Origin of the sequence: Affinirhizobium straminoryzae (assembly GCF_007004135.1) — a bacterium.
GTDB lineage: Bacteria > Pseudomonadota > Alphaproteobacteria > Rhizobiales > Rhizobiaceae > Neorhizobium > Neorhizobium straminoryzae.
The window spans coordinates 1-21,560 of record NZ_VJMG01000046.1; the positions used below are offsets into that span (position 1 = coordinate 1).

The 21,560-nt window shown below is 63.1% G+C and carries 19 protein-coding genes and 1 other RNA gene; 7 read left to right on the plus strand and 13 right to left on the minus strand.

Features of this window, described 5'->3' with window-relative positions; genetic code table 11:
- A partial coding sequence (locus FNA46_RS15700; RefSeq protein ID WP_246103130.1) for an ABC transporter transmembrane domain-containing protein occupies nucleotides 1-449 on the minus strand: 449 nt, incomplete at its 3' end.
- Nucleotides 450-695: 246 nt separating this feature from the next.
- Here FNA46_RS15700 and rpmE point away from each other — a divergent pair.
- Together rpmE and FNA46_RS15710 are read left to right on the plus strand one after the other, a co-directional pair.
- Complete coding sequence (gene rpmE / locus FNA46_RS15705; protein ID WP_143126153.1) at nucleotides 696-917, plus strand: 50S ribosomal protein L31; 222 nt, start codon at nucleotides 696-698, stop codon at nucleotides 915-917.
- A 141-nt stretch (nucleotides 918-1,058) separates the two neighbouring features.
- Complete coding sequence (locus tag FNA46_RS15710) at nucleotides 1,059-1,946, plus strand: D-alanyl-D-alanine carboxypeptidase family protein (RefSeq protein ID WP_143126154.1); 888 nt, start codon at nucleotides 1,059-1,061, stop codon at nucleotides 1,944-1,946.
- A 116-nt stretch (nucleotides 1,947-2,062) separates the two neighbouring features.
- Here FNA46_RS15710 and FNA46_RS15715 read toward each other — a convergent pair whose 3' ends face one another.
- The 12 genes from FNA46_RS15715 to FNA46_RS15770 form a co-directional block, all read right to left on the minus strand.
- Nucleotides 2,063-3,385, minus strand: coding sequence for an acetylglutamate kinase (locus tag FNA46_RS15715; protein ID WP_143126155.1), 1,323 nt, complete (start codon nucleotides 3,383-3,385; stop codon nucleotides 2,063-2,065).
- A 156-nt stretch (nucleotides 3,386-3,541) separates the two neighbouring features.
- Nucleotides 3,542-4,054: a protease adaptor protein RcdA gene (rcdA, locus tag FNA46_RS15720; RefSeq protein WP_143126156.1), complete on the minus strand. Its 513-nt coding sequence runs from the start codon at nucleotides 4,052-4,054 to the stop codon at nucleotides 3,542-3,544.
- A 354-nt stretch (nucleotides 4,055-4,408) separates the two neighbouring features.
- On the minus strand, nucleotides 4,409-4,600 hold the full coding sequence (locus tag FNA46_RS15725) for a DUF1192 domain-containing protein (protein ID WP_143126157.1): 192 nt from the start codon (nucleotides 4,598-4,600) through the stop codon (nucleotides 4,409-4,411).
- Nucleotides 4,601-4,614: 14 nt separating this feature from the next.
- The gene (locus tag FNA46_RS15730; RefSeq protein ID WP_143126158.1) at nucleotides 4,615-5,439 is read right to left on the minus strand and encodes a TIGR00282 family metallophosphoesterase; all 825 of its coding nucleotides are present in this window, start codon (nucleotides 5,437-5,439) and stop codon (nucleotides 4,615-4,617) included.
- 10 nt (nucleotides 5,440-5,449) lie between these two features.
- Nucleotides 5,450-6,064, minus strand: coding sequence for a 5-formyltetrahydrofolate cyclo-ligase (locus FNA46_RS15735; protein WP_143126159.1), 615 nt, complete (start codon nucleotides 6,062-6,064; stop codon nucleotides 5,450-5,452).
- Nucleotides 6,061-7,347, minus strand: coding sequence for a hemolysin family protein (locus FNA46_RS15740; RefSeq protein ID WP_143126160.1), 1,287 nt, complete (start codon nucleotides 7,345-7,347; stop codon nucleotides 6,061-6,063). Before FNA46_RS15740 ends, FNA46_RS15735 begins: the two co-directional genes overlap by 4 nt.
- A 200-nt stretch (nucleotides 7,348-7,547) precedes the next feature.
- Nucleotides 7,548-8,591, minus strand: a complete 1,044-nt coding sequence (locus tag FNA46_RS15745) for a sensor histidine kinase (RefSeq protein ID WP_143126161.1) — start codon at nucleotides 8,589-8,591, stop codon at nucleotides 7,548-7,550.
- Nucleotides 8,592-8,606: 15 nt separating this feature from the next.
- The gene (locus FNA46_RS15750) at nucleotides 8,607-9,044 is read right to left on the minus strand and encodes a response regulator (protein WP_143126162.1); all 438 of its coding nucleotides are present in this window, start codon (nucleotides 9,042-9,044) and stop codon (nucleotides 8,607-8,609) included.
- The gene (locus FNA46_RS15755; protein WP_143126163.1) at nucleotides 9,041-10,540 is read right to left on the minus strand and encodes a sensor histidine kinase; all 1,500 of its coding nucleotides are present in this window, start codon (nucleotides 10,538-10,540) and stop codon (nucleotides 9,041-9,043) included. Before FNA46_RS15755 ends, FNA46_RS15750 begins: the two co-directional genes overlap by 4 nt.
- 140 nt (nucleotides 10,541-10,680) lie before the next feature.
- Nucleotides 10,681-10,839: non-coding RNA, 6S RNA (gene ssrS / locus FNA46_RS15760), on the minus strand.
- Between the two features lie 45 nt (nucleotides 10,840-10,884).
- Nucleotides 10,885-11,262: a cell division protein ZapA gene (locus FNA46_RS15765; protein WP_143126164.1), complete on the minus strand. Its 378-nt coding sequence runs from the start codon at nucleotides 11,260-11,262 to the stop codon at nucleotides 10,885-10,887.
- 49 nt (nucleotides 11,263-11,311) lie between these two features.
- Nucleotides 11,312-11,584, minus strand: coding sequence for a DUF4164 domain-containing protein (locus FNA46_RS15770; RefSeq protein WP_143126165.1), 273 nt, complete (start codon nucleotides 11,582-11,584; stop codon nucleotides 11,312-11,314).
- A 331-nt stretch (nucleotides 11,585-11,915) separates the two neighbouring features.
- Here FNA46_RS15770 and tkt point away from each other — a divergent pair, with 331 nt between their 5' ends.
- The 5 genes from tkt to FNA46_RS26550 all read left to right on the plus strand — a co-directional run bounded on the left by tkt (nucleotide 11,916) and on the right by FNA46_RS26550 (nucleotide 21,541).
- Nucleotides 11,916-13,895, plus strand: coding sequence for a transketolase (gene tkt / locus FNA46_RS15775; protein WP_143126166.1), 1,980 nt, complete (start codon nucleotides 11,916-11,918; stop codon nucleotides 13,893-13,895).
- Nucleotides 13,896-13,966: 71 nt separating this feature from the next.
- Nucleotides 13,967-14,977, plus strand: a complete 1,011-nt coding sequence (gap, locus tag FNA46_RS15780) for a type I glyceraldehyde-3-phosphate dehydrogenase (RefSeq protein WP_143126167.1) — start codon at nucleotides 13,967-13,969, stop codon at nucleotides 14,975-14,977.
- A 417-nt stretch (nucleotides 14,978-15,394) separates the two neighbouring features.
- The gene (locus tag FNA46_RS15785) at nucleotides 15,395-17,293 is read left to right on the plus strand and encodes a potassium/proton antiporter (RefSeq protein ID WP_143126168.1); all 1,899 of its coding nucleotides are present in this window, start codon (nucleotides 15,395-15,397) and stop codon (nucleotides 17,291-17,293) included.
- A 73-nt stretch (nucleotides 17,294-17,366) separates the two neighbouring features.
- Nucleotides 17,367-18,566 (plus strand): phosphoglycerate kinase, encoded by a 1,200-nt coding sequence (locus tag FNA46_RS15790; protein WP_143126169.1) that lies wholly within the window; start codon nucleotides 17,367-17,369, stop codon nucleotides 18,564-18,566.
- A gap of 182 nt (nucleotides 18,567-18,748) precedes the next feature.
- A complete protein-coding gene (locus FNA46_RS26550; protein ID WP_210245890.1) occupies nucleotides 18,749-21,541 on the plus strand; it encodes a methyl-accepting chemotaxis protein in 2,793 nt (930 codons plus the stop codon).
- The last annotated feature ends 19 nt before the right edge of the window (nucleotides 21,542-21,560 follow it).

Below are 21,560 nucleotides of genomic sequence, written 5' to 3' on the forward strand. Positions count from 1 at the left end.
TTCGGGCTGGTGAGAATCATCATCCCCATCGCGCCGAGACAGAGGATCAGGTTGCGCAGCGCCTGCGACGCCGAGGCGCCGAAGGCGGACTTGATCTGCGTCGTGTCCGCCGTCAATCGCGAGACGATCTCGCCGGACTGATTGACGTCGAAGAAGGAGGGAGAGAGCGCCGTAACGCGGGAAAACACCTCGCGGCGCAGATCGGCCACCACGCGTTCGCCGATGGTGATGACATAGTAGTAGCGCAGTGCGCTGGACACGGCGAGCAGCGTGGCCAGGGCCAGCAGCATGGCGAAATAGCTGTTGATGAACTGGCCGTCGGCGGCAGCGAAACCGTGGTCGATCATGCGCCGCACGGCGGTCGGCAGGGCCAGCGTGGTGGCCGCGGCCAGAAGCAGGAAGAGGGCCGCGGCGCCAACCATCGACTGGTAACGCAGCACATAGGGCATCAGGCGGAGAAGAGGTTGCGGCGTGCGGCGTTTCTTCTCGTTGGTTGGTGCGGTATCGGTCACGATGCCCCCGTGATCTGCCCCGTCAACTCTCCGGCGCGGGTACTTGTGCTTTCAAAGTCCTTCCTGTATAGGCTCCGCATCGAATTGGGAAGCCGTGGCCGGACCGGTCTACGGCTTCATTTATGGAATAGGGTCTCTCGCTGCAATTGCGACAAATGGACCCCGCACAGCAGGAAGAGTGTCATGAAGGCCAACATCCATCCGGACTACCACAAGATCAAGGTCGTCATGACCGACGGCACCGAATACGAAACCTTTTCGACCTGGGGGTCGGAAGGCGCGGTTATGAACCTGGAAATCGATTCCAAGTCGCACCCGGCCTGGACCGGTGGCAGCCAGCAGCTGCTGGACCGCGGCGGTCGCGTTTCCAAGTTCAACAAGCGCTTCGCAGGCCTCGGTCTCTGATGCCCTCGCCGGGTGGCGTCCCGGCGGTGTTGACAACCGTATCCGAACCGTCCGAAGCCCAAAGCTTCGGGCGGTTTTTTGCTTAGAGCGCCCGGCCGGCCTGCGGCAATGGCGGGCGGGATTTTCGTTTACGAGGTTTCCATGCTGTCTTTGTCGCGTTTCCTGCCCCGCCTGATGCTGTCCGGTCTGCTTCTGTCTGCCGCAGCACTGCCAGCCTTCAGCGGCGAGGCCCGTGTGCTGGTCGACATGACGACCGGCACGGTGCTGGAACAGGAAAATGCCGACGCCCTGAACTATCCGGCCTCGCTCACCAAGATGATGACGCTCTACCTCACCTTCGAGGCGCTGCATAACGGGCGTCTCACCTGGGATACGCGCATCACCATGTCGGAAAATGCCAATGGCAAGGAGCCGTTCAAGTTCGCGATCGGCGCCGGCAAGACGGTAAGCGTGCGCGAGGCGGTGACGGGCATGATCGTGCTCTCCGCCAATGATGCGGCCGTCGCCATGGGCGAGACTTTGGGTGGTTCGGAAGCCGGCTTCGGCCAGATGATGACGGCGAAGGCACGCGCGATCGGCATGGGCCGCACCGTGTTCCGCAATCCCGCCGGCCTGCCGGATCCCGATCAGGTGACGACGGCCGCCGACATGGCGCGTCTCGGTCAGGCGCTGATTCATGATTTTCCGGAGGAGTACAAGCTGTTCTCCCAGAAGAGCATGGTGTTTCGCGGCATGAAGCTGCGCGGCCATAACGGCGTGCTGAACACCTATGCCGGTGCGGACGGCATCAAGACCGGCTATACCGAGGCCTCCGGCTACAACCTTGTCACGTCTGTCGCGCGCGGCGGCCATCGTCTGGTCGGCGTGGTGCTGGGCGGCAAGACGGCGCAGGCCCGCGATGCGCAGATGAAGGACATGATGGACCGGCACCTGCCGCCGGCTGACGTGGCTGCCAAGCCAAAGGCGCCCGCCAAGCCGGTTGCCCGCAAGCCCGCCACCATTCACGAAGCCGCCATCGGCAAGCCGTAAGCGGCTTTCATCCACGGTCATCAAAACCGATAATGGCTTTTGCATCCCCCTGGCCGAAACAAGGTGAGGGGGGTGTTGCCTGATGATTGCAAGCCGGTCGCTCGGCTCGCAGCGGATCAGAGAAGCGTCGGCATCCGCGCCGCGCAATGGTCGACGCAGGCCTGGATCTGCCCGAAGGTCTCAAGCCCGTACCAGAAGACCTTCCACTTCTCCTGTTTGAAGCAGCCGTCCGACTGGGCGTAATAGAAGATGTTCACCTGGTTGTTGTGGCGGGAGCGCCAGAACAGCTTCGGCGTCTCGTCCCGCATGACCTTCCAGACCGCGCGCCCCAAGCCTTCACCCTGTGCGTCGTCCAGCACCGCGAACTTGTCGAGATACGGAATGCCGTTTTCCTCGCTGAGGATCACGGCGGCGCGATAATTGTCGCTCACATAGGCCCGCAGCAGGCTGGTGCGTTCAAAGTAGTCATCCACAAGCTGCCGGCCGAAGCTCGATTCGATGAGGGCTCGCAGCTTTACCAGATCGAGGTCGTCCCAGCGGGTGACGCGCAGCACGTTTTCGCCGCGGCGTACCAGCGTGCCGGAGCCCTTGTGGGTGAAGAGTTCCTTGGCGAGATTGGCCGGGCTGGTGATCGCGATGGAGGATTCCAGCGGCAGGCGCTCCAGCATGTCCTTCATCTGTCCGATCGCGAAGGGGATCGCACTGCCGGACAGGGATTGCCGGGCAAACTGGCCGTATTCGGTGGAAAGGTTGATCGAATCGATGATGCGTCCGGTCGCATCAAGCAGACCGCCGGCGCCGGTCAGGAAAATGATCTTGAAAGGTTGCAGAACCTGTACGAGTTCGTTGATCGCGCAGTCGGAGCCAATCTTCAGGATCTGGCCGCCTGCCGTTTCGGCGAGACTGCTGATGACCGGGATCGAGCCGGCCTGCAGGCTGGATTCGATGGGGGCGAGGTTGACCGACGTCACCCGGCCGATCAGGCCAAGTGCGTCGCGGTCGATGTAATCCGCCTCGAAGACGCCGCCCATGACGGAGGTTGCCCGCGCACCGTTGTGCTGAAGGGCCTCGACGAGCTGGAGATTGAGGTCCTGGAAGGTGCGACGCAGCCGCGCGAGGGCGTCCGGAGAGACGGTCCTGCGGGGTGCGTCCCCGCCGGCGGTCCCGCCGATGACGGACAGCTCCTCTTCCAGCTTTCGCCCCGCGCCCATCAGGATGACAGGGGTGAGACCGACATCCTGCAGGAAAGACAGCGAGGAGGCGATGGCTTCCAGATCATCCTGCAGCACCGCGTCATCAAGACTGACGACCGCAAAACGCTTGGCATCCACCTGCGAGAAGCGCTTGAGATACTGGTTGATCTCCTTGGCGCTTGCCATGATCGAGAGCAAACGTACGATGGTCTGACGGGTCTGGTATCGAGGCAGAAATGACGGCATGGAGGGGCTCGCGACGCACTGGTGTTGCGGCACTAACCATGACAGGCCCGCTCAGGCAAGCGGCTCGCATGCCTCTCGTCCCGTTGGACGCCCGCGCGCAACAAAAAAAAGCGGACGAAACGCCCGCTTCTTCAAGATGGATCCGGAAAACCGGTGTCAGCTTGGGCTGAAGGCGGTGCGCAGGAGATCGAGCTGGGCGCGCACGCTGTTTTCGTTGTCCGGAACGATGGTTTCGTTCGGACGATAGATTTCGCGGTCGAGCAGGGCAACGCGGTTCTGCAGGCGCAGCGACCGCTCGACGAGATCGCGGAAGGCTTCCGGCAGATCGCCCCAGCCCGGCGCCATGCGGTCGACATTGAAGCCGTCAAGACGAACCTTGCTCTTTTCGACCACGACCTGGTCACGGCTCATCTCGCCATTGTTGACGGCGCGCTGCAGCAGAAGCCAGGAGGCCATCTGCATCAGGCGGGTGGTCAGGCGCATCGATTCGGCTGCATAGAGCACCGTTGCGAGACGCGGCAGAACCTTCGAGGCAGCACGGCCCGGGCCGTCGAGATAGGCAGCGGTTTCTTCCACCAGCGCCATGCCCTCGCTGTAGAGCGCCTTGAATTGCGACGAGTTAGCGGCACGGCCGGCGAAACTGACGGTATTCAATACCTGTTCTGACATCGAGATATTCCTGCTAACGCATCAACTTGTTGAGCAATGGCGGAGACGGACGAAAGTTCCGTACACCGCAGTTCGTGGCTCAGAAGATGCTACCAGTAGCGGAAATCCGCAAGGCAATTCTTAAGGAAGGGTTAATTCCCACAGTTTACACAGGGCGCCAAAAAAAAGAGCCGCAGGAGCGGCTCTCAAGGTAAAACAGGGAGAATCAGACCACTTCACAGCAAGGAAACCCAAAGGTGAAACTGTCTGAGTCCGGCAGAACCGGACAGTCCCGATCATCGTCGGGATTGCTTAACATGCGTTTAAAATGCCACCGGATTTTCCGGATGCCGATAGGAATTCGTATCCTCCGGCTCAACGTCTGAACAGGCTTTCGGCTGCCTTGCGGCCTGCATCCTTGCGCTGCCGCTCGCCCTCAAGCCGGATGATTTCCGCCTGAAGAAGGGCAATCCGCTGCTCAAGATCCTCGACGGAAAGCATCGAGAGATCGCAGCCGATCTCGTGTGCGGGGCGTTTTGCAGGCTTGTCGTCGTCGAAGATGCTCATGGCCGTCTCCTCGTTCAGCGCCAGAAATCGGGAATCGTCTCCGTCAGCCGCGGGCCGATGCGCAGCGGCGCGATCTTTTCCGCAAGACCCGTCGTATCCGAGATTTCAACGCCGACGCCGCAGATGGTCGCGGGGCCGTTCGCGGCCTCGAACCGGCCCTTCGGCATCTTGGAAATGAAGCGGTTGAGCGGTTCTTCCTTGTCCATGCCGAGCGAGGAATCGTAATCGCCGCACATGCCGGCATCCGACATGTAGGCGGTGCCGCCGGTGAGGATCTGGTGGTCGGCGGTCGGCACATGGGTGTGGGTGCCGACGACGAAGCTGGCGCGGCCATCGACGAAATGGCCAAAACACTGCTTCTCGCTGGTTGCTTCCGCGTGGAAATCGAAGACGATGGCGTCCGCCTGTTCCTTCAGCGGGCAGGCGGCGAGGATGGCTTCCGCCGACTTGAAGGGATCATCGAGTTCCGGATGCATGAAGACGCGGCCCATGATGTTGGCGACCAGCACGCGCGCGCCGTTGCGGGCATAATAGAGACCGGAACCGCGACCGGGGGTTCCGGCCGGATAGTTGGCAGGGCGCAGGAACTGGTCGTGACGGCCGGCAAACACCACCGCCTCCTTCTGGTCCCAGACATGGTTGCCGGTGGTGACCACGTCGGCGCCGGCATTGATGGTTTCGAGGAAGATGTCCTCGGTGATGCCGAAGCCGCCTGCGGCGTTCTCGCCATTCACGATGACGAAATCCAGCTTCAGGTCGGAGACGAGGCCAGGCAGGCGCTCCCAGACGGCCGTCCGGCCCGTCTTGCCTACCATGTCGCCGAGAAAGAGAAGTCGCATGCCTGTCCGATCAACTGTTGAATGGCCTAAAGCCGCTTTCCGTCAGGATCGCGTCCAGCCTGATGTCATGAGGTTCTGCCGGAACAGATGCCACCTCCTGACAATCAAAGGCAATGCCGATCAGTGCGGGATGCCTGCCTTTCCTGTGCAAACGATCAATGGCACGGTCATAATAGCCACCGCCATAGCCGATACGCTGGCCCTGTGCGTCAAAGGCAGACAACGGGATCAGCATGATCTCGGGGTCGAGCACGGCGGCCTCCGGTCCCGGGCCATAGGTGCCGAAGCCCATCGGCATCAGGTCCGCGCCCGGCACCAGTTCGCGAAACACGATGGTTTCCTTGTCGAGGATCACGGGCACCGCGATGCGTGCGCCGGCCATGCGCAGCGCCGAGAGGAGGGGACGGATGTCCGCCTCGGAGCGGATCGGCAGAAAGCCGGAGACGATCGTGCCGGGTTGAACCGTCAGAGCCGCCTGCCCATGCTCGGCAAGCTGCAGGCTTTTCTCGATGCGGTCGTCGGGCGCAAGGGCATTGCGCGCGGCAAGCCGTTCGCCGCGCAACCGCGCCTTGGCGGACAACGGATCGACCGAAGGTGCGGCCTGAGGGGCGGCCAGATCGCTCATGCGGCGTCTGCCAGCCTGCGCACCAAAAGCTTGTCGATGCGCCGGCCGTCCAGATCCACCACCTCGAAGCTCCAGCCGTTGCGGCTGAAACCTTCGCCGAGTTCCGGCAGGCGTTTCAACTCGTCCAGCACGAAACCCGCCACCGTTTCGTAATCGGGATCCTCCTTCATGGAAAAGCCCATCTGGTGGGAAAATTCGTCGATCGGCATCCAGCCTGCCACCAGATAGGAGCCGTCCTCGCGCTGCACGACCGGAGGCTCCTCCACCTCGTCTTCCTGGAAGACGCCGGTGATGGCCTCCAGAATGTCGCCGGAGGTGATGATGCCCTCGAAGTGCCCGTATTCGTCATAGACGAGCACCATCTGGGCCGGCGCCTTGCGCAGCGCCTGGATCACGTCGAGCGCGCCGGTGAGGTCGGAAACCACGGGGGCTTCGCGCATGTTGTTGAGGATGTCCGGATCGCGTCCCTGGCCGAGCGCCTCGTAGAAATCCTTGAGGAAGAGGACGCCCAGGATCTCGTCGGAGGAGCCGTTGCGCACGGGAAGGCGGGTGCGCTGGGTGGCGCGCAGCTGCGCGCGGATTTCCGTCATGTCGTCCTCGATGTCGATCACCTCGACATCGCGGCGCGGCGTCATCAGGCCGCGCGCGGTGCGGTCGGCCAGTCGCATGACGCCGGAGATCATCGCGGATTCCTCCGTCTCGATGACGCCGGCGCTCTGCGCCTCGGCGAGCACGCTGCGGATTTCCTCGTCCGTCATCCGCTCTTCCGACTGGCCGCGCTGGCCAAGCAGGCCGAGAACGGCCTTGCCTGAGGCATCGAGCAGCCAGACCAGAGGCAGGGCGAAGCGCGACAGAACGAGCATGGCGGGGGCGACGCGAGCAGCGACCGATTCCGGGGCGCGCAGTGCGATCTGCTTCGGCACCAGTTCGCCGAGGATCAGCGAGAGATAGGTGATGGCGACGACCACCGAGCCGACGCCGAGACCATCGGCGAGCCCGGCGGACAGGCCCTGGTCCTGCAGCCAGCCGGCAAGACGAGCACCCAGGGTTGCGCCTGAGAAGGCACCCGAAAGCACGCCGACCAGCGTGATGCCGATCTGTACGGTGGAGAGGAAGCGGCCGGGATTCTCGGCCAGACGCAGCGCCAGCGCTGCGCCCTTGTTGCCCTGGTCCGCCATCACTCTGAGGCGCACCGGGCGCGACGAAACCACCGCCAGTTCCGACATGGCGAGAACGCCATTGAGGAGGGTCAGCAATACGACAATAACAATTTCGGTTATCAAGAGACGCTCATGGGTTAACGCCAGGGAAGAAGATCCGCACAACTGCGGTTCTTCCCGGATCGGCACGATCAGCCGGCCAATCCTGCCGCGTCAACACCGGAAGGAAAAACAAGGTTCCCGGCGGGCTGCGGCTGACAGTGGGGGCAATGTAGCCTTGCGGGGAGCGCATTGCAACGCATGGACGCGAACATCGCGCCGTATCATGCCGGTTCGGCGGCGAGTTCCAGGCACAATTCCGCCCGCGTGCCGGGTTGGGAAGGCACGTAGCGGATGGCCGAGCCGAGCGTGCTTGCCATCGAGCGGATGATGCGGCTGCCAAGCCCGGTGCCCTTCGGAACCGAGCCTTCCTCGATGCCGACGCCGTCATCTTCCACCGCCAGAAGTGCGCGGCCATCGGGGCTGCGCGTCAGTGTCACCCGCACCTCGCCCTCGCGCCCGGGCGGATAGGCATATTTGATCGCATTGGTGAGAAGTTCGGTGACGATCATCCCGACGGAGACCGCACGGTCGGAGGCGAGCACCACCGGATCGGCATCGAGGCGGATGGACGGCCCCTGGCTTCCGACATTGACGGAACCCTGCACCTCCTTGACGAGCGTGCTCAGATACTTGTCCATCTCCACCTGCCGCACGTCGTCGGAGGTGTAGAGGCTGCGATGCATGCCGGCAATTGCGGTGATGCGCGCCTGCGTTTCGCTGAGCGCCGCGCGCACCGTCTCGTCGCGGCTGTTGGTCGCCTGCAGGCGGATCAGGGCGGCGACCAGCGCCAGACTGTTGGCGACGCGGTGGTTCACTTCGGCGAGCAGCACCTCCGCCCGTTCCTTGCCGAGCCGGATCTCCTGGTCGGCACGCTCCTTTTCCCGCCTGAGTTCGGCGGTCGCGATCGCCTGGCGCAGCGCGCTTTCCATCAGCGACCAGAATTCCTCGCCCACCGTCTTGATCACATAGTCGGATGCGCCGTTCTTGAGCGCATCCACGGCGATCGTCGCCTCGCTGGAGCCGGTGACATAGATTGCCGGAACGCTGTAGCCCAGTTCGCGGAAGCGGCGCAGGATATCAAGGCCGGTTTCGGCGCTCAGATAATGGTCGAGCACCACCGCATCGAAGTGGCGTGCCTGAAGCGCGGCCATGCAGGCCGCACCATCCGTGACATGGTCCACCGCATAGCCGAGCCGACCGAGCGAGCGCTGGGCGAGGCGCCCGAGCGCAACATCGTCATCGACGTAAAGTATGGTCTGCGGCATCGGCGGAACGGATCCTCAGGGAACTTGCATGACGGAGAAGAACAGGCCGAGCTGCCGGATGGCATTGGCAAAGCTGTCGTAGTCCACCGGCTTGGTAATGTACACATTGGCGCCGAGATCGTAGCAGCGCTGGATTTCCCGCTCGTCGTCCGTGGTGGTGAGAATCACCACCGGCAGCCGCTTGGCATGCGGGTTGGATTTCACCTTCTCCAGAATGTCGATGCCGGACATGTCCGGCAGGTTGAGGTCGAGCAGGATCAGGATGTAGCGACCCTGAATGTTGTCGCCGGTGCGATCCGGTCCGAGGATGTAATCGAGGGCCGCATTGCCGTTGGTGAACGGTATGATCTCGTTGTTGACGCCGGCGCGGCGCACGTTCTTCTCGATGAGGCGCGCATGGCCTTCATCATCCTCGACCATCACGATGGTGACTTCTCGGCCTGCTGCCTTCATGACCCGTTACTCCTGACATACTGGGAAAGATCGGTCGGCAGGCGGATGATGAAGGTCGACCCGCTGCCGAGCGTGGATTGGACGGTGATCTCGCCGCCGAGATTACGCACCAGAGAGCGCACATGGGCAAGTCCTATCCCTTCGCCCGGGCTGTCCTGCAGGCCGGAGCGGCGGAAAAGTTCGAAAATGCGCTCGTGATCTTCCGGCGCGATGCCGCGGCCATTGTCTGTCACCTCGATGCGCAGCATGCCGCGCCCGGCCGGCTGGGCCCGCACGGTCAGGCTGAGCGCGCGATCGGGATGCTTGTACTTCACTGCATTGTCGAACAGATTGCCGAAGATCTGTTCCAGCGAAAAGCGGTCGGTGATCAGACGGCTCGCGCCGCCAAGGGCGATCGTCACGGCACCGCCGCCCTCGGTCACCTGATGGTTGATGCTGTTTGCCGTTGCCTCCATCAGATCCTTGAGATCGACGGGCTCCGGCTTCAGTTCGCGGCGACCATCGCGCGAAATCTTCAGGATGGCATTGATCAGCCCATCCATCTTTTTGGTGGACGAGCGGATGAAGCCGATCGCCTCCGGCAGGTCTTCTTCCACCGCCAGACGCGCCTGGCGGATGTCCTCCTCGCTCGGTGGGCGGTCACCGGCGAGCACATAGGCGCGGATCGATTTCAGCGTCTGGTCGAGTTCGCTGGTGAAGCCCATGATGTTGACCAGCGGTGCCCTGAGGTCATGCGAGACGATATAGGCATAGCGCTGGATTTCGCGATTGGCCTGGATCAGGTCCTCGGTGCGTTCGGTGACGCGTTCCTCAAGGCCCGTATTCAGTTCCTCCACCGCCCGGTGGGCGCGTGAGAGTTCCCGCACATGCTGGGCAACGACCACGATTGCGCCGCCGACCACGAGCATGATCACGATGCCGCCACCCAGCGTGAACCATTGCAGTGCATCGGCGGTGTCGCGCAGGTCCTGGATGCCGGAATTCAGGCGCCGGTCGAGATCGCGCACCATGGTCACGAGCTGTGCGCTCATCTGGTCCATGATCTCGCGTCCGCTCGAATTGCGCACGATGTCGGCTGCGGCATCGAACTGGCCGTCGCGGGCAAGATCGACCGTCGATTTCATCTCCTCGAGCTTCTTGTCCAGCAGCGCTTCGAACTGGTCCAGCGGGAAGGTAACCACGGACTGGCTGGCATAGCTCTTCCGCAGCCGTTCGCGCTGACGGTTCATGCCCTCTGTTGCCGCGGTATAGGGCGTCAGAAAGGCATTGTCGCGGGTCAGAACATAGCCGCGCTGGCCGGATTCCGCAGCGCGCAAATACAGCATCATGTCGGAGGAGGCCGAGCGCAGATCGCGCAGCTTCACCACGTCGTTGAAATAGCTTTGCGTCATGCGCGACAGAATGAAGGAGGCCGTGACAATGGCCGCCAGAACCGCCGCGCCGACAAGCAGCATCAGCAGCGACGAGCGCGCAAACTTCGTGTTGGAAAATGGCATGGTACGCGGAACCCTAACCCCTTGAGCGGTAAAATGGATCGCAATCGGCGGATGTCAAGCAGGCCGCCTGCGCGAACATTACCCGCGACCGGCTGTCTCAGCCGGAACCATTGACTGGCAACAGGGCAGGGGAAGAAGAGGTGCGATCCACGGCGACCGATGGAGATTTACGATCCTGGGTGCCTACAAACGTAGGTGGGCACCGTGTGTCCAGGCCCACGGGCCTGGTCAGGGACAGCTCCCTTTGGATCGAGTATGGCCCCAGGGATTGTGGTTCCTGTCGGGAAGCGCAGACCGCAGCCGCAATATAGGAGAGGTTCGAACGTTGCGCCAGAGGTCATTCATCAATTCGTTGGCGCGGTCGGCCGGGCATTCAGCTTGGCGGTGATTCCGTTGAGACGGCTTGCAAGCTCGCTGAGGGCTGCTGCGACCGCATGGTCACTTGCCTGCTGCTGTTGTTCCACGCCGTCATGGCTCTGGCGCAGCACGGCAAGCTCGGCTTCCACCGCGGAAAGCCGGCGGCTGACCTCCGACAGTTCGTCCATCACCATGATGCCGGCCATGACCGTGACGCGCAGATCGCCGATCTCGCCGAACTGGCTCTTGAGGTGGCTCACATAGCGGTCGAACCGCAGCGCAAGGCTTTCAAGATGCGCCTGCTGGCCTTCCTCGCAGGCCATGCGGTAGGCCTTGCCGTCGATCATTACCGTGACTTGCGCCATGCCTGCCTCTTGCCTGTCAAACGGGACCTCGCGAAGCGGGCCTCTGAAACTATCGATCGAGGACGGCGCGGATCGTTTCCATCGCCGTCACCAGCCGCCGCGAGACTTCCCGGTTCACCTCTTCCAGCCGGTTCGCCCGAAATTCCGCCTGATCGAGTTCCTGTGCAAGCCGTGCACGGTCGGCATGCACGCGGCGCACTTCGTTTTCCACGTCGGCAGCCTCGCGCTGGCGTTCCATGCGCATGTCTATGGCATTTTCCAGGCCGTTCACGGCGTCCCGGAGTTCGGAAAGGGCTGCATTCAAGATCTTGTCCACCGGCATTCTGGGGCTACCCGGCCTCGACGGTCCACGCTCGAATCGCGTGCATCCGCTCCTGATTTGACCATCGACACTAAGCATCGTGGTCCACAGGGTCAATAAAACCGGAGCGGGCGGGGCGTTCATGCCTGTGGATCAACACGGTTTTCTGCTCCCGGCCGGGGGCTTCTGCGCCGTCTTTCGCGGCGGTCTTGCCGGGCGCGGCAAAACGCTCGGGAACCCGCCTGCATCCCTCCCGTTTGTTGACTTGGCCGTCGCACCTGATAAGGATCGACCGCGCCTCATGTGGTCCTTTCAGGGACCGTGATTGACACTGCGAACCAGCGGACTAGCCATGACCTCTCCCGAAAAACATAACCGGATGGCGAACGCGATCCGTTTCCTTGCCATGGATGCCGTCGAGAAGGCCAATTCTGGCCATCCCGGCCTGCCCATGGGTGCTGCGGACATCGCGACGGTTCTGTTCAGCCGCTACCTGAAATTCGACCCGAAGAACCCGCTCTGGCCGGACCGCGACCGTTTCGTCCTGTCGGCCGGCCACGGCTCCATGCTCCTCTATTCGCTCCTCTACCTCACCGGGTATGAGGACATGACGATCGAGGACATCAAGCAGTTCCGTCAGCTCGGCTCCAAGACTGCCGGCCATCCGGAATACGGCCATGCTTCGGGCATCGAGACGACCACCGGTCCGCTTGGCCAGGGCATTGCCAATGCCGTCGGCATGGCGATTGCCGAGCGCAAGCTCGCCCAGGAATTCGGCTCCGACCTGCAGAGCCACTTCACCTATGCGCTGGTCGGCGACGGCTGCCTGATGGAAGGCATCAGCCAGGAAGCCATCGCGCTTGCCGGCCACCTGAAGCTCAACAAGCTGATCGTTTTCTGGGACAACAACAACATCACCATCGACGGTGCGGTCTCCCTGTCGGACTCCACCGACCAGATCGCTCGCTTCAAGGCCGTGCACTGGAACACGATCGAGATCGACGGCCATGATCCGGATGCGATTGCGGCGGCCATCGAGAAGGCCCAGGCCTCGGATCGCCCGACGCTGATCGCGGCCAAGACGATCATCGGCTTCGGCGCGCCGAACAAGCAGGGCACCCACAAGGTGCACGGCTCGCCGCTCGGCGCCGAGGAAATCGCGGCCGCCCGCAAGGCGCTGAACTGGGAATCGGAAGCCTTCGTCGTTCCGGCCGACGTGCTGGACGCCTGGCGTCTGGCGGGCCTGCGCTCCACCAAGGCGCGCAAGGAATGGGAAGAGCGTCTGGCGACGACCGCGGCTGAAACCCGCGCCGAGTTCGTGCGTCGCTTTGCCGGCGATCTGCCGGGCGGCTTCGACAGCGCCATCGACGCCTTCAAGCGGAAGATCGCCGCCAACCCGCCGACGGTTGCCACACGCAAGGCCTCCGAGGACGTGCTGGAAGTGATCAACGGCCTGCTGCCGGAAACGCTCGGCGGTTCGGCGGACCTGACGCCGTCGAACAACACCAAGACCAGCCAGATGAAGGCGATCACGCCGACCGACTTCTCGGGCCGCTACATGCACTGGGGCATTCGCGAGCATGCGACGGCCGCAGCGATGAACGGCATCGCGCTGCATGGCGGTCTCATCCCCTATTCGGGTGGCTTCCTGATCTTCTCCGATTACTGCCGTCCATCGGTGCGTCTCGCCGCCCTCATGGGCATCCGCGTGGTGCATGTCTGGACGCATGATTCCATCGGCGTTGGCGAAGACGGCCCGACCCACCAGCCGGTCGAGCATGTCGCAGCCCTGCGCGCCATTCCGAATCTGCTCGTCTTCCGTCCGTGCGACGAGGTCGAGACGGCGGAATGCTGGCAGCTGGCACTCAACGACAAGACGCGTCCCTCCGGCCTGGCGCTGACCCGCCAGAACCTTGCGCCGATGCGCAAGGAATACGAGGAACGCAACCTGTGCGCCTCCGGCGCCTACGAACTCGTGTCGGCCGCTGATGCGAAGGTCTCGATCTTCGCCTCCGGTTCGGAAGTGGAAATCGCCGTCAAGGCGGCTGAGCTTCTGGAAGCCAAGGGTGTTGCAACCCGCGTCGTGTCCGTTCCCTGCTTCGAACTGTTCTTCGAGCAATCCGAAGACTATCGCGAGGCGATCATCGGCCACGCGCCGGTCAAGATTGCGGTCGAAGCGGCGGTGCGCGAGGGCTGGGATGCCTTCATCGGCAGCGATGGCGCCTTCATCGGCATGAAGTCCTTCGGGGCCTCCGGCCCGGCCAAGGACCTCTACAAGCATTTCGGCATCACCGCGGAGGCTGTCGTGGCTGCCGCCGAAGCCAAGCTCTGAGCCAGCACGGGGGCGCCCGCCCGGCGCCCCTCCATTACCCTAAAAGCGCATTTTCAAGGGAGTGAATGCACATGACTGTCAAGGTTGCCATTAACGGCTTTGGCCGTATCGGCCGCAACGTTCTGCGCGCCATCGTCGAGTCGGGCCGCACCGACATCGAGGTCGTCGCGATCAATGATCTCGGCCCGGTCGAAACCAACGCCCATCTGCTGCGCTACGATTCGATCCACGGCAAGTTCCCGGCCGACGTGAAGGTCGAAGGCGACACCATCATCGTTGGCGGCGGAAAGCCGATCAAGGTCACGGCCATCAAGGATCCGTCGACCCTGCCGCACGGCGAGCTCGGCGTCGACATCGCCATGGAATGCACCGGCATCTTCACCGCCCGCGACAAGGCTGCCGCCCACCTGACGGCTGGTGCCAAGCGCGTGATCGTGTCTGCCCCGGCCGATGGCGCTGACCTGACGGTCGTCTTCGGCGTCAACCACGACAAGCTGACCAAGGACCACCTCGTCATCTCCAACGCATCCTGCACGACGAACTGCCTCGTTCCGGTCGTCAAGGTGCTGAATGACGCGCTCGGCATCGATCATGGCTTCATGACGACGATCCACTCCTACACGGGCGATCAGCCGACGCTCGACACCATGCACAAGGATCTCTACCGCGCCCGCGCGGCAGCGCTCTCGATGATCCCGACCTCGACCGGCGCCGCCAAGGCTGTCGGCCTCGTGCTGCCGGAACTGAAGGGCAAGCTCGACGGCACCTCGATCCGCGTGCCGACCCCGAACGTCTCGGTCGTCGACTTCAAGTTCGTCGCCAAGAAGAACACCACCAAGGAAGAAGTCAACGAAGCCATCATCGCTGCCTCCAACGGCGCGCTGAAGGGCATTCTCGGCTACACTGCCGAGCCTCTGGTCAGCCGTGACTTCAACCACGACAGCCATTCCTCGATCTTCGCGCTCGACCAGACCAAGGTTCTCGAGGGCAACTTCGTGCGCATCCTGACCTGGTACGACAACGAGTGGGGCTTCTCTAACCGCATGGCTGACACGGCGGTTGCCTTCGCCAAGTTCATCTGATCCCGAAAGGGATTTGCATCAGGGCGGTCGGGTGCTTATCCGGCCGCCCTTTTTTCATGGGTGCACGCGCGATGTTTTTTACGCTCCGCCCTTCTCCTGCCGAATTTGATGCTGCCTAATGGGGCATCGCCTGATTCTCCGGCATATGCCGGATCTGCATAGACTTTTTTGCCCCCCGCTTTGCCCCCGAAGCGGTCACGCCCGGTGCCTTTGCGCCGATGGTGGCGAAAGAGCCGTATGCGATGCGCGTCGCGGGCGGAGCCTTCGCGCAAGGCTCTTCACGCAGGGTCAGACGAGAATGGTCGCGCCGGCCTTCGAGGCGGCGGTCGAAGTTGGGTCAAGGGTCGGTGCGCCTCGCGTCACCGGTGCCATGCGGTGGCGGTGCCATCGGCGACAGGGAAACGGAGGGCGCAAGCCTTGGAGGCATTCTACATCATCCTGCTGGTCGGAACCGTCCTGGTTCTGGCGGCGGCCTTCTCCAGTCTCCTCGCCTTCCGCTTCGGTGCGCCGCTTCTTCTTGTCTTCCTGATGATCGGCCTGCTGGCGGGCGTCGATGGCATCGGCATCCAGTTCAACAACTATCCCGCCGCCTACATGATCGGCTCGCTGGCGCTGGCGGTCATCCTGTTCGATTCCGGCTTCGGCACCTCCCTGCACGCCTTCAAGATCGCTGCTGCACCCGCCATTGCGCTTGCTTCGGTCGGCGTCATCCTGACCGCCTCGATCTTCGCCTTCGCGGCCTCCCTGATGCTCGGCCTCAGCTGGCTGGAAGGGTTGCTGCTCGGCTCGATCGTCGCCTCCACCGATGCGGCGGCGGTGTTCTTCCTGCTGCGCATCGGCGGCATCCACATCCGCGACAAGGTGCGCTCCAGCCTGGAAGTCGAATCCGGCACCAATGACCCGATGGCCGTGTTTCTCACGGTGGCGCTGGTGGAACTGATCAGTTCCGGTCATGGTGCCGGCGGCTTCAACCTCGATCTGCTGGCCATGTTCGTCAAGCAGATGGGGCTTGGCGGCGCGCTCGGCCTGCTTGGCGGCATCATGATCGTCGCGGTGCTGAACCGCCTGCCGGTCGATCGCGGGCTGGCGCCGATCTTCGTGCTGACGTTGTCGCTTCTCGTCTTCGCCTTCACCGGTGCCGTCGGCGGCAGCGGCTTCCTGGCGGTCTATGTCGCCGGCATCTTCGCCGGCAACCGCAAGATCTTTGCCAAGGAGGCCATCACCCGCTTCCAGGACGGGCTGACCTGGCTCGCGCAGATCATCATGTTCCTGGTGCTCGGCCTGCTGGCAACGCCCTCGCAGTTTCCGGCCATCCTGTTGCCGGCGGTTGGGCTTGCGCTGTTCCTGATCTTCGTCGCGCGCCCCATCGCGGTGTGGCTCAGCCTGCTGCCCTTCGATTTCACCCAGCAGGAAATCGGCTTCGTCGCCTGGGTCGGCCTGCGCGGGGCCGTGTCGATCCTGCTCGGCATCATGCCGATGCTGGGCGGCGTCGATAGCAACCACGTCTATTTCAACATCGCCTTCATCATCGTTCTCGTGTCGCTGATGGTGCAGGGCTGGACGATCCGGCCGGTGGCCGAGCGACTCGGCCTCATCATTCCGCCGCGCATGGGTGAGGTTGACAAGGTGGAACTCGATCTGCCGGGCCGGGCGACGCACGAACTGATCTCCTACCGCGTCATCAAGGACAGCCCCGTGCTGCGTGGCGAGCGCATTCCGCGCTGGGCCATGCCCTCGCTCGTCATCCGTGATGGCCGCAGCATGCGCTACCAGTATGCCGGCCGGCTGCGGGAAAACGACTATGTCTATCTCTTCATCGCGCCCGGTTATTCGCGCCTGCTTGACCGGCTGTTTGCAAGCCGCGCGCCGGTGGACGAGGATGACGCCGATTTCTTCGGCGCCTTCGCCATCTCGCCCACGCGCCCGGCCAAGGAACTGGATGCGGCCTATGGTCCCGGCCTCCTGACGGTGGCCGAACAGGCCATGACGATCGGTGACCTGATGGCCTATCGGCTCGGCGGTCATGCCGAATATGCCGACCGCGTACGCCTCGGCTCGATCATCCTGATCGTGCGCGACATCGACGAGCATGGTCATATCGAAACCGTCGGTATCTCGCTGGAGGCTGTGGAGCCGGCGACCCGGCTGCCGATCTTCATCAACATGCGCGAAATTGCCCACCGGGTGCGGGATACGCTGCGGCGCTATCGCGGCAAGACCGTTCCGGCGGTGGCCTCGGGGGCTGCGGGCGCTTCGGCAAGGTCGGCCCCGGCACCGGCGCAGGCCCCCTCCGACCGCGACGAAAAACCCGTCTGAACTGCCTTGCGTCACCGGTCAGGTGGGGTATGGTCCGCTTCGAAATTCCAACCCAGAACAACGGATCCAGACCATGGCGGCCTTCAAGACCCTTGACGACCTCTCCGACATCGCGGGCAAGCGCATCCTCGTGCGCGTCGATCTCAACGTCCCCGTTTCCGACGGCAAGGTGACCGACACCACCCGCATCGAGCGCGTGGCGCCGACGATCCTGGAACTGTCGGGCAAGGGCGCGAAGGTGATCCTGCTGGCCCATTTCGGCCGTCCGAAGGGCGAGCCGGTGGCCGACATGTCGCTGAAGCTGATCGCGCCGGCCGTGGAACAGGTGCTCGATCATGCGGTTCTCTTCGGTGATGACTGCATCGGTCCCGCCGCTGCCGAGGCGGTGGCCAGGATGCAGGACGGCGATATCCTGCTGCTCGAAAACACCCGCTTCCACAAGGGCGAGGAGAAGAACGACGCGGACTTCACCAGGGCGCTGGCTGCCAATGGCGACATCTATGTCAACGACGCCTTCTCGGCCGCCCATCGCGCGCATGCCTCTACCGAAGGACTTGCCCATCACATGCCGGCCTATGCGGGCCGCACCATGCAGGCCGAGCTGGAAGCGCTGGAAAAGGGGCTTGGCCAGCCGAACCGCCCGGTCGTTGCCATCGTCGGTGGCGCCAAGGTGTCGACCAAGATCGATCTCCTGATGAACCTGGTGAAGAAGGTCGATGCGCTCGTCATCGGCGGCGGCATGGCCAACACCTTCATCGCCGCACGCGGCACCAATGTCGGCAAGTCGCTCTGCGAGCATGACCTGGCTGAAACCGCCAAGCAGATCATGATCGAAGCCGCCAGCGCCCAGTGCGCCATCATCCTGCCGGTCGATGGCGTCGTCGCCCGCGAGTTCAAGGCCGGTGCCGAGAACGAAGTGGTCGATATCGAGGCCATCCCCGCCGATGCCATGGTGCTCGACGTCGGCCCGAAGTCGATCGAGGCGATCAACGGCTGGATCGAGCGGGCCCAGACACTGGTGTGGAACGGTCCGCTCGGCGCTTTCGAAATCGCGCCCTTCGATGCCGCAACCGTTGCCGCTGCGAAATTTGCCGCGGCCCAGACTGTTGCCGGCAAGCTCGTTTCCGTCGCCGGTGGCGGCGATACGGTTTCGGCCCTCAACCATGCCGGCGTCGCAGACGACTTCTCCTATGTCTCGACCGCCGGCGGCGCCTTCCTCGAATGGATGGAAGGCAAGGAACTGCCGGGCGTGGCCGTGCTCTCGAAGGTCTGAGCACAGCCGATCCTGTCTGTCATGGTCCGAAGGCCGCCCGTCCCGCGACGGGCGGCCTTCGCCGTTCGGGGCCAGCCTGCCCTGGCGGATGCAAGCGCAATGCTGTTTTCATTCATCTAAATAAAGGATTGCTAATATTTTGCGGTTAAACGAGAGGGGCTGCAATCTGTCGGGACCCATCGATGCTTACGCTCAAGAACACCAATCGCGCGCTGTTCGAAACCCTCTGCGACCTCCTGGCCCAGCACTATTTCGTCATCAAATTCGATACGCAAAGCGGCCGCGTGCTGGATCTCAGCCGCCACGCGCTGGATGTGCTGGGCGGAACCGAGGCGGAGCAGAAGCGGCATACCTTCGCCGACCTTCTGATCTCGGACGAAGGCCAGCGTAGCGTCTGGTGGGAGAAGGCGCTGGCGGGCGAGTTCCAGGATCTCGCGGTGCGCGCCGTCGATGCCCGGGGGGACGCCGTTCGCCTGCTCGGCCATCTTGTCAGCGGCGACGAAACGGGCTCGACGGTGCTGCTCGTTGCCACCCGGATCGAGGCCGACAAGACCGATCTTCTCGATCTGCGCGGCCGGGCGGATGCGCTCAGCCGCTCGCAGGCGATCATCGAATTTTCTATGGACGGCACGGTGCTGGCGGCCAACGACAATTTTCTGGAGCTGATGGGCTACAGTTTCGAGGAGGTTCGCGGCAAGAAGCACGCGCTGTTCTGCGAGCGCAGCCATGTGGCGAGCGACGAGTACCGCGCCTTCTGGGAGAAGCTTGGCCGGGGCGAGTTCATCGATGGCGAGTTCAAGCGGATTGGCCGCAATGGCCGCGAGGTCTGGATCCGGGCGAGCTATACGCCGATCTGCGATGCCTCCGGCAAGGTCGTGCGCGTCATCAAATACGCGATGGACGTGACCGAGACGAAGAAGGCAACGGCAGAAGCCTCCGGCAAGATGGCGGCCGTCGATCGGGCGCAGGCGGTGATCGAGTTCGATCTGGCTGGCAATGTTCTGGCCGCCAACCAGATCTTCCTCGACCTGACGGGTTATGGCGCCGACGAGATCGTCGGCCAGCACCACCGTCTGTTCTGCGACAAGGAGTTCGTAAGGTCCGGTGAGTACAAGCGCTTCTGGCAGCGCCTCACCGAGGGCCATCACGAAAGCGGTGAATACAAGCGCTTCGGCAAGGACGGCAAGCGTATCTGGATCCAGGCGAGCTACAGCCCGATCTTCGATCTCAATGGCAATCCGTTCAAGATCGTCAAGTTCGCGATGGACGTGACGGACACCAAGCTGAAGGCTGCCGAGGCGGAGAGCAAGGTGACGGCGATCGAGCGGTCGCAGGCCGTGGTCGAGTTTGACCTGAAGGGCAATGTCCTGCGCGCCAATCCGCTGTTTCTCTCGGCGCTGGGATACGAGGCAGACGAGGTTGTCGATCAGCATCACCGGATGTTCTGCGATCCGCTCTTTGCCACCACCGATGCCTATCAGCGCTTCTGGCAGAAGCTTGGGCGCGGCGAGGTGGATTGCGGCATCTACCGCCGCGTCGGTCGTGACGGCCGCGAGGTCTGGATCCAGGCCACCTACAATCCGATCTTCGACATGGAAGGCAAGCCGGTTCGGGTGATCAAGTTCGCCACTGACATTACCGAGCAGCGCCGGCGCAATGCGGAATTCGAAGGCAAGGTGCAGGCCATCGGCCGCAGCCAGGCGGTCATCGAATTCGACATGAAGGGCAATATCCTCGCAGCCAATCCGAACTTTCTCGATCTGCTCGGCTATCACGAGGCGGAACTCGTGGGCAAACACCACCGCATGTTCTGCGACGTATCCTACGCCAAATCCGACGAATATCGCCTGTTCTGGGACAAGCTGGCGGCCGGTGAATTCCATTCCGGCGAATATTATCGCCTCGGCAAGAACGGCAGGGAATTGTGGATCCAGGCGACCTACAATCCCATTCTCGATGCCAATGGGGTGCCGCAGAAGGTGGTGAAGTTCGCCTTGGACGTGACCGCCAGCAAGCTCAAGAATGCCGAGTTCGAGAGCCGGGTCAGCGCCATCGACCGCTCGCAGGCGGTGGTGGAGTTCGATCTGGAAGGCCATGTGGTGGGCGTCAACGAGAACTTCCAGCGCGTGATGGGCTATTCGAAGCGCGAACTGCTCGGCCAGCATCATTCGCTGTTCTGCAGCGTCGAACTGGTGAAGACGCAGGCCTATCGCGATTTCTGGATCGACCTGAACAAGGGACTGACGCAGACCGGCCGCTTCCACCGCATCGGCAAGTTTGGCCGCGATGTCTTCATCCAGGCCTCCTACAATCCGGTGATGGATGTGAAGGGCCAGATCGTCCGGATCATCAAATATGCCTATGACATCACCGATCAGGTCAAGCTGGAGCGGGAGATCCGCACCACATCCAGCCAGATGGAGACGGTGGTGAAGGATCTGACCCAGTCGATCGAGGAGATCACCAGCAGCGCCTCCAATGCCACGACGCTCGCAACGCAGACGCAGAAGAATGCCGAGGAAGGCTATGCGGCACTCGCCAACGCCATCTCCGCCATCGAACTGATCGAGCGCTCCTCCAACGAGATCTCCGACATCGTCAAGGTCATCTCCGAAATCGCCAACCAGACCAATCTTCTCGCCTTCAACGCGGCGATCGAGGCGGCGCGTGCGGGCGAACACGGTGTCGGCTTCTCGGTGGTGGCGGGCGAGGTACGCAAGCTTGCCGAACGCTCCTCGCAGGCGGCACGCGAGATCACCAAGCTGATCGATGAATCCGTCAGCCGCGTCGGTCAAGGCACCGCCCGGTCACGCGATGCCCGCTCCGCTTTCGAGCGGATCGTGGAAAGCGTCGGCCAGACCAGCCAGTCGATCCACGATATCGCCGACTGCACGGGCGCGCAGCAGACCGTGTCGAGCGATGTGGTGCGCCTGATCCACGATCTGTCGCGGGCGACCTCGGAGGCCGCGGCCTGAGCCCCGGCGAAGGGAGGAT

Coding starts and splice junctions, on each gene's coding strand:
- rpmE (WP_143126153.1), top strand. CDS start 696: ATGAAGGCCAACATCCATCCGGACTACCACAAGATCAAGGTCGTCATG.
- FNA46_RS15710 (WP_143126154.1), top strand. CDS start 1,059: ATGCTGTCTTTGTCGCGTTTCCTGCCCCGCCTGATGCTGTCCGGTCTG.
- FNA46_RS15715 (WP_143126155.1), bottom strand. CDS start 3,385: ATGCCGTCATTTCTGCCTCGATACCAGACCCGTCAGACCATCGTACGT.
- rcdA (WP_143126156.1), bottom strand. CDS start 4,054: ATGTCAGAACAGGTATTGAATACCGTCAGTTTCGCCGGCCGTGCCGCT.
- FNA46_RS15725 (WP_143126157.1), bottom strand. CDS start 4,600: ATGAGCATCTTCGACGACGACAAGCCTGCAAAACGCCCCGCACACGAG.
- FNA46_RS15730 (WP_143126158.1), bottom strand. CDS start 5,439: ATGCGACTTCTCTTTCTCGGCGACATGGTAGGCAAGACGGGCCGGACG.
- FNA46_RS15735 (WP_143126159.1), bottom strand. CDS start 6,064: ATGAGCGATCTGGCCGCCCCTCAGGCCGCACCTTCGGTCGATCCGTTG.
- FNA46_RS15745 (WP_143126161.1), bottom strand. CDS start 8,591: ATGCCGCAGACCATACTTTACGTCGATGACGATGTTGCGCTCGGGCGC.
- FNA46_RS15750 (WP_143126162.1), bottom strand. CDS start 9,044: ATGAAGGCAGCAGGCCGAGAAGTCACCATCGTGATGGTCGAGGATGAT.
- FNA46_RS15755 (WP_143126163.1), bottom strand. CDS start 10,540: ATGCCATTTTCCAACACGAAGTTTGCGCGCTCGTCGCTGCTGATGCTG.
- FNA46_RS15765 (WP_143126164.1), bottom strand. CDS start 11,262: ATGGCGCAAGTCACGGTAATGATCGACGGCAAGGCCTACCGCATGGCC.
- FNA46_RS15770 (WP_143126165.1), bottom strand. CDS start 11,584: ATGCCGGTGGACAAGATCTTGAATGCAGCCCTTTCCGAACTCCGGGAC.
- tkt (WP_143126166.1), top strand. CDS start 11,916: ATGACCTCTCCCGAAAAACATAACCGGATGGCGAACGCGATCCGTTTC.
- gap (WP_143126167.1), top strand. CDS start 13,967: ATGACTGTCAAGGTTGCCATTAACGGCTTTGGCCGTATCGGCCGCAAC.
- FNA46_RS15790 (WP_143126169.1), top strand. CDS start 17,367: ATGGCGGCCTTCAAGACCCTTGACGACCTCTCCGACATCGCGGGCAAG.
- FNA46_RS26550 (WP_210245890.1), top strand. CDS start 18,749: ATGCTTACGCTCAAGAACACCAATCGCGCGCTGTTCGAAACCCTCTGC.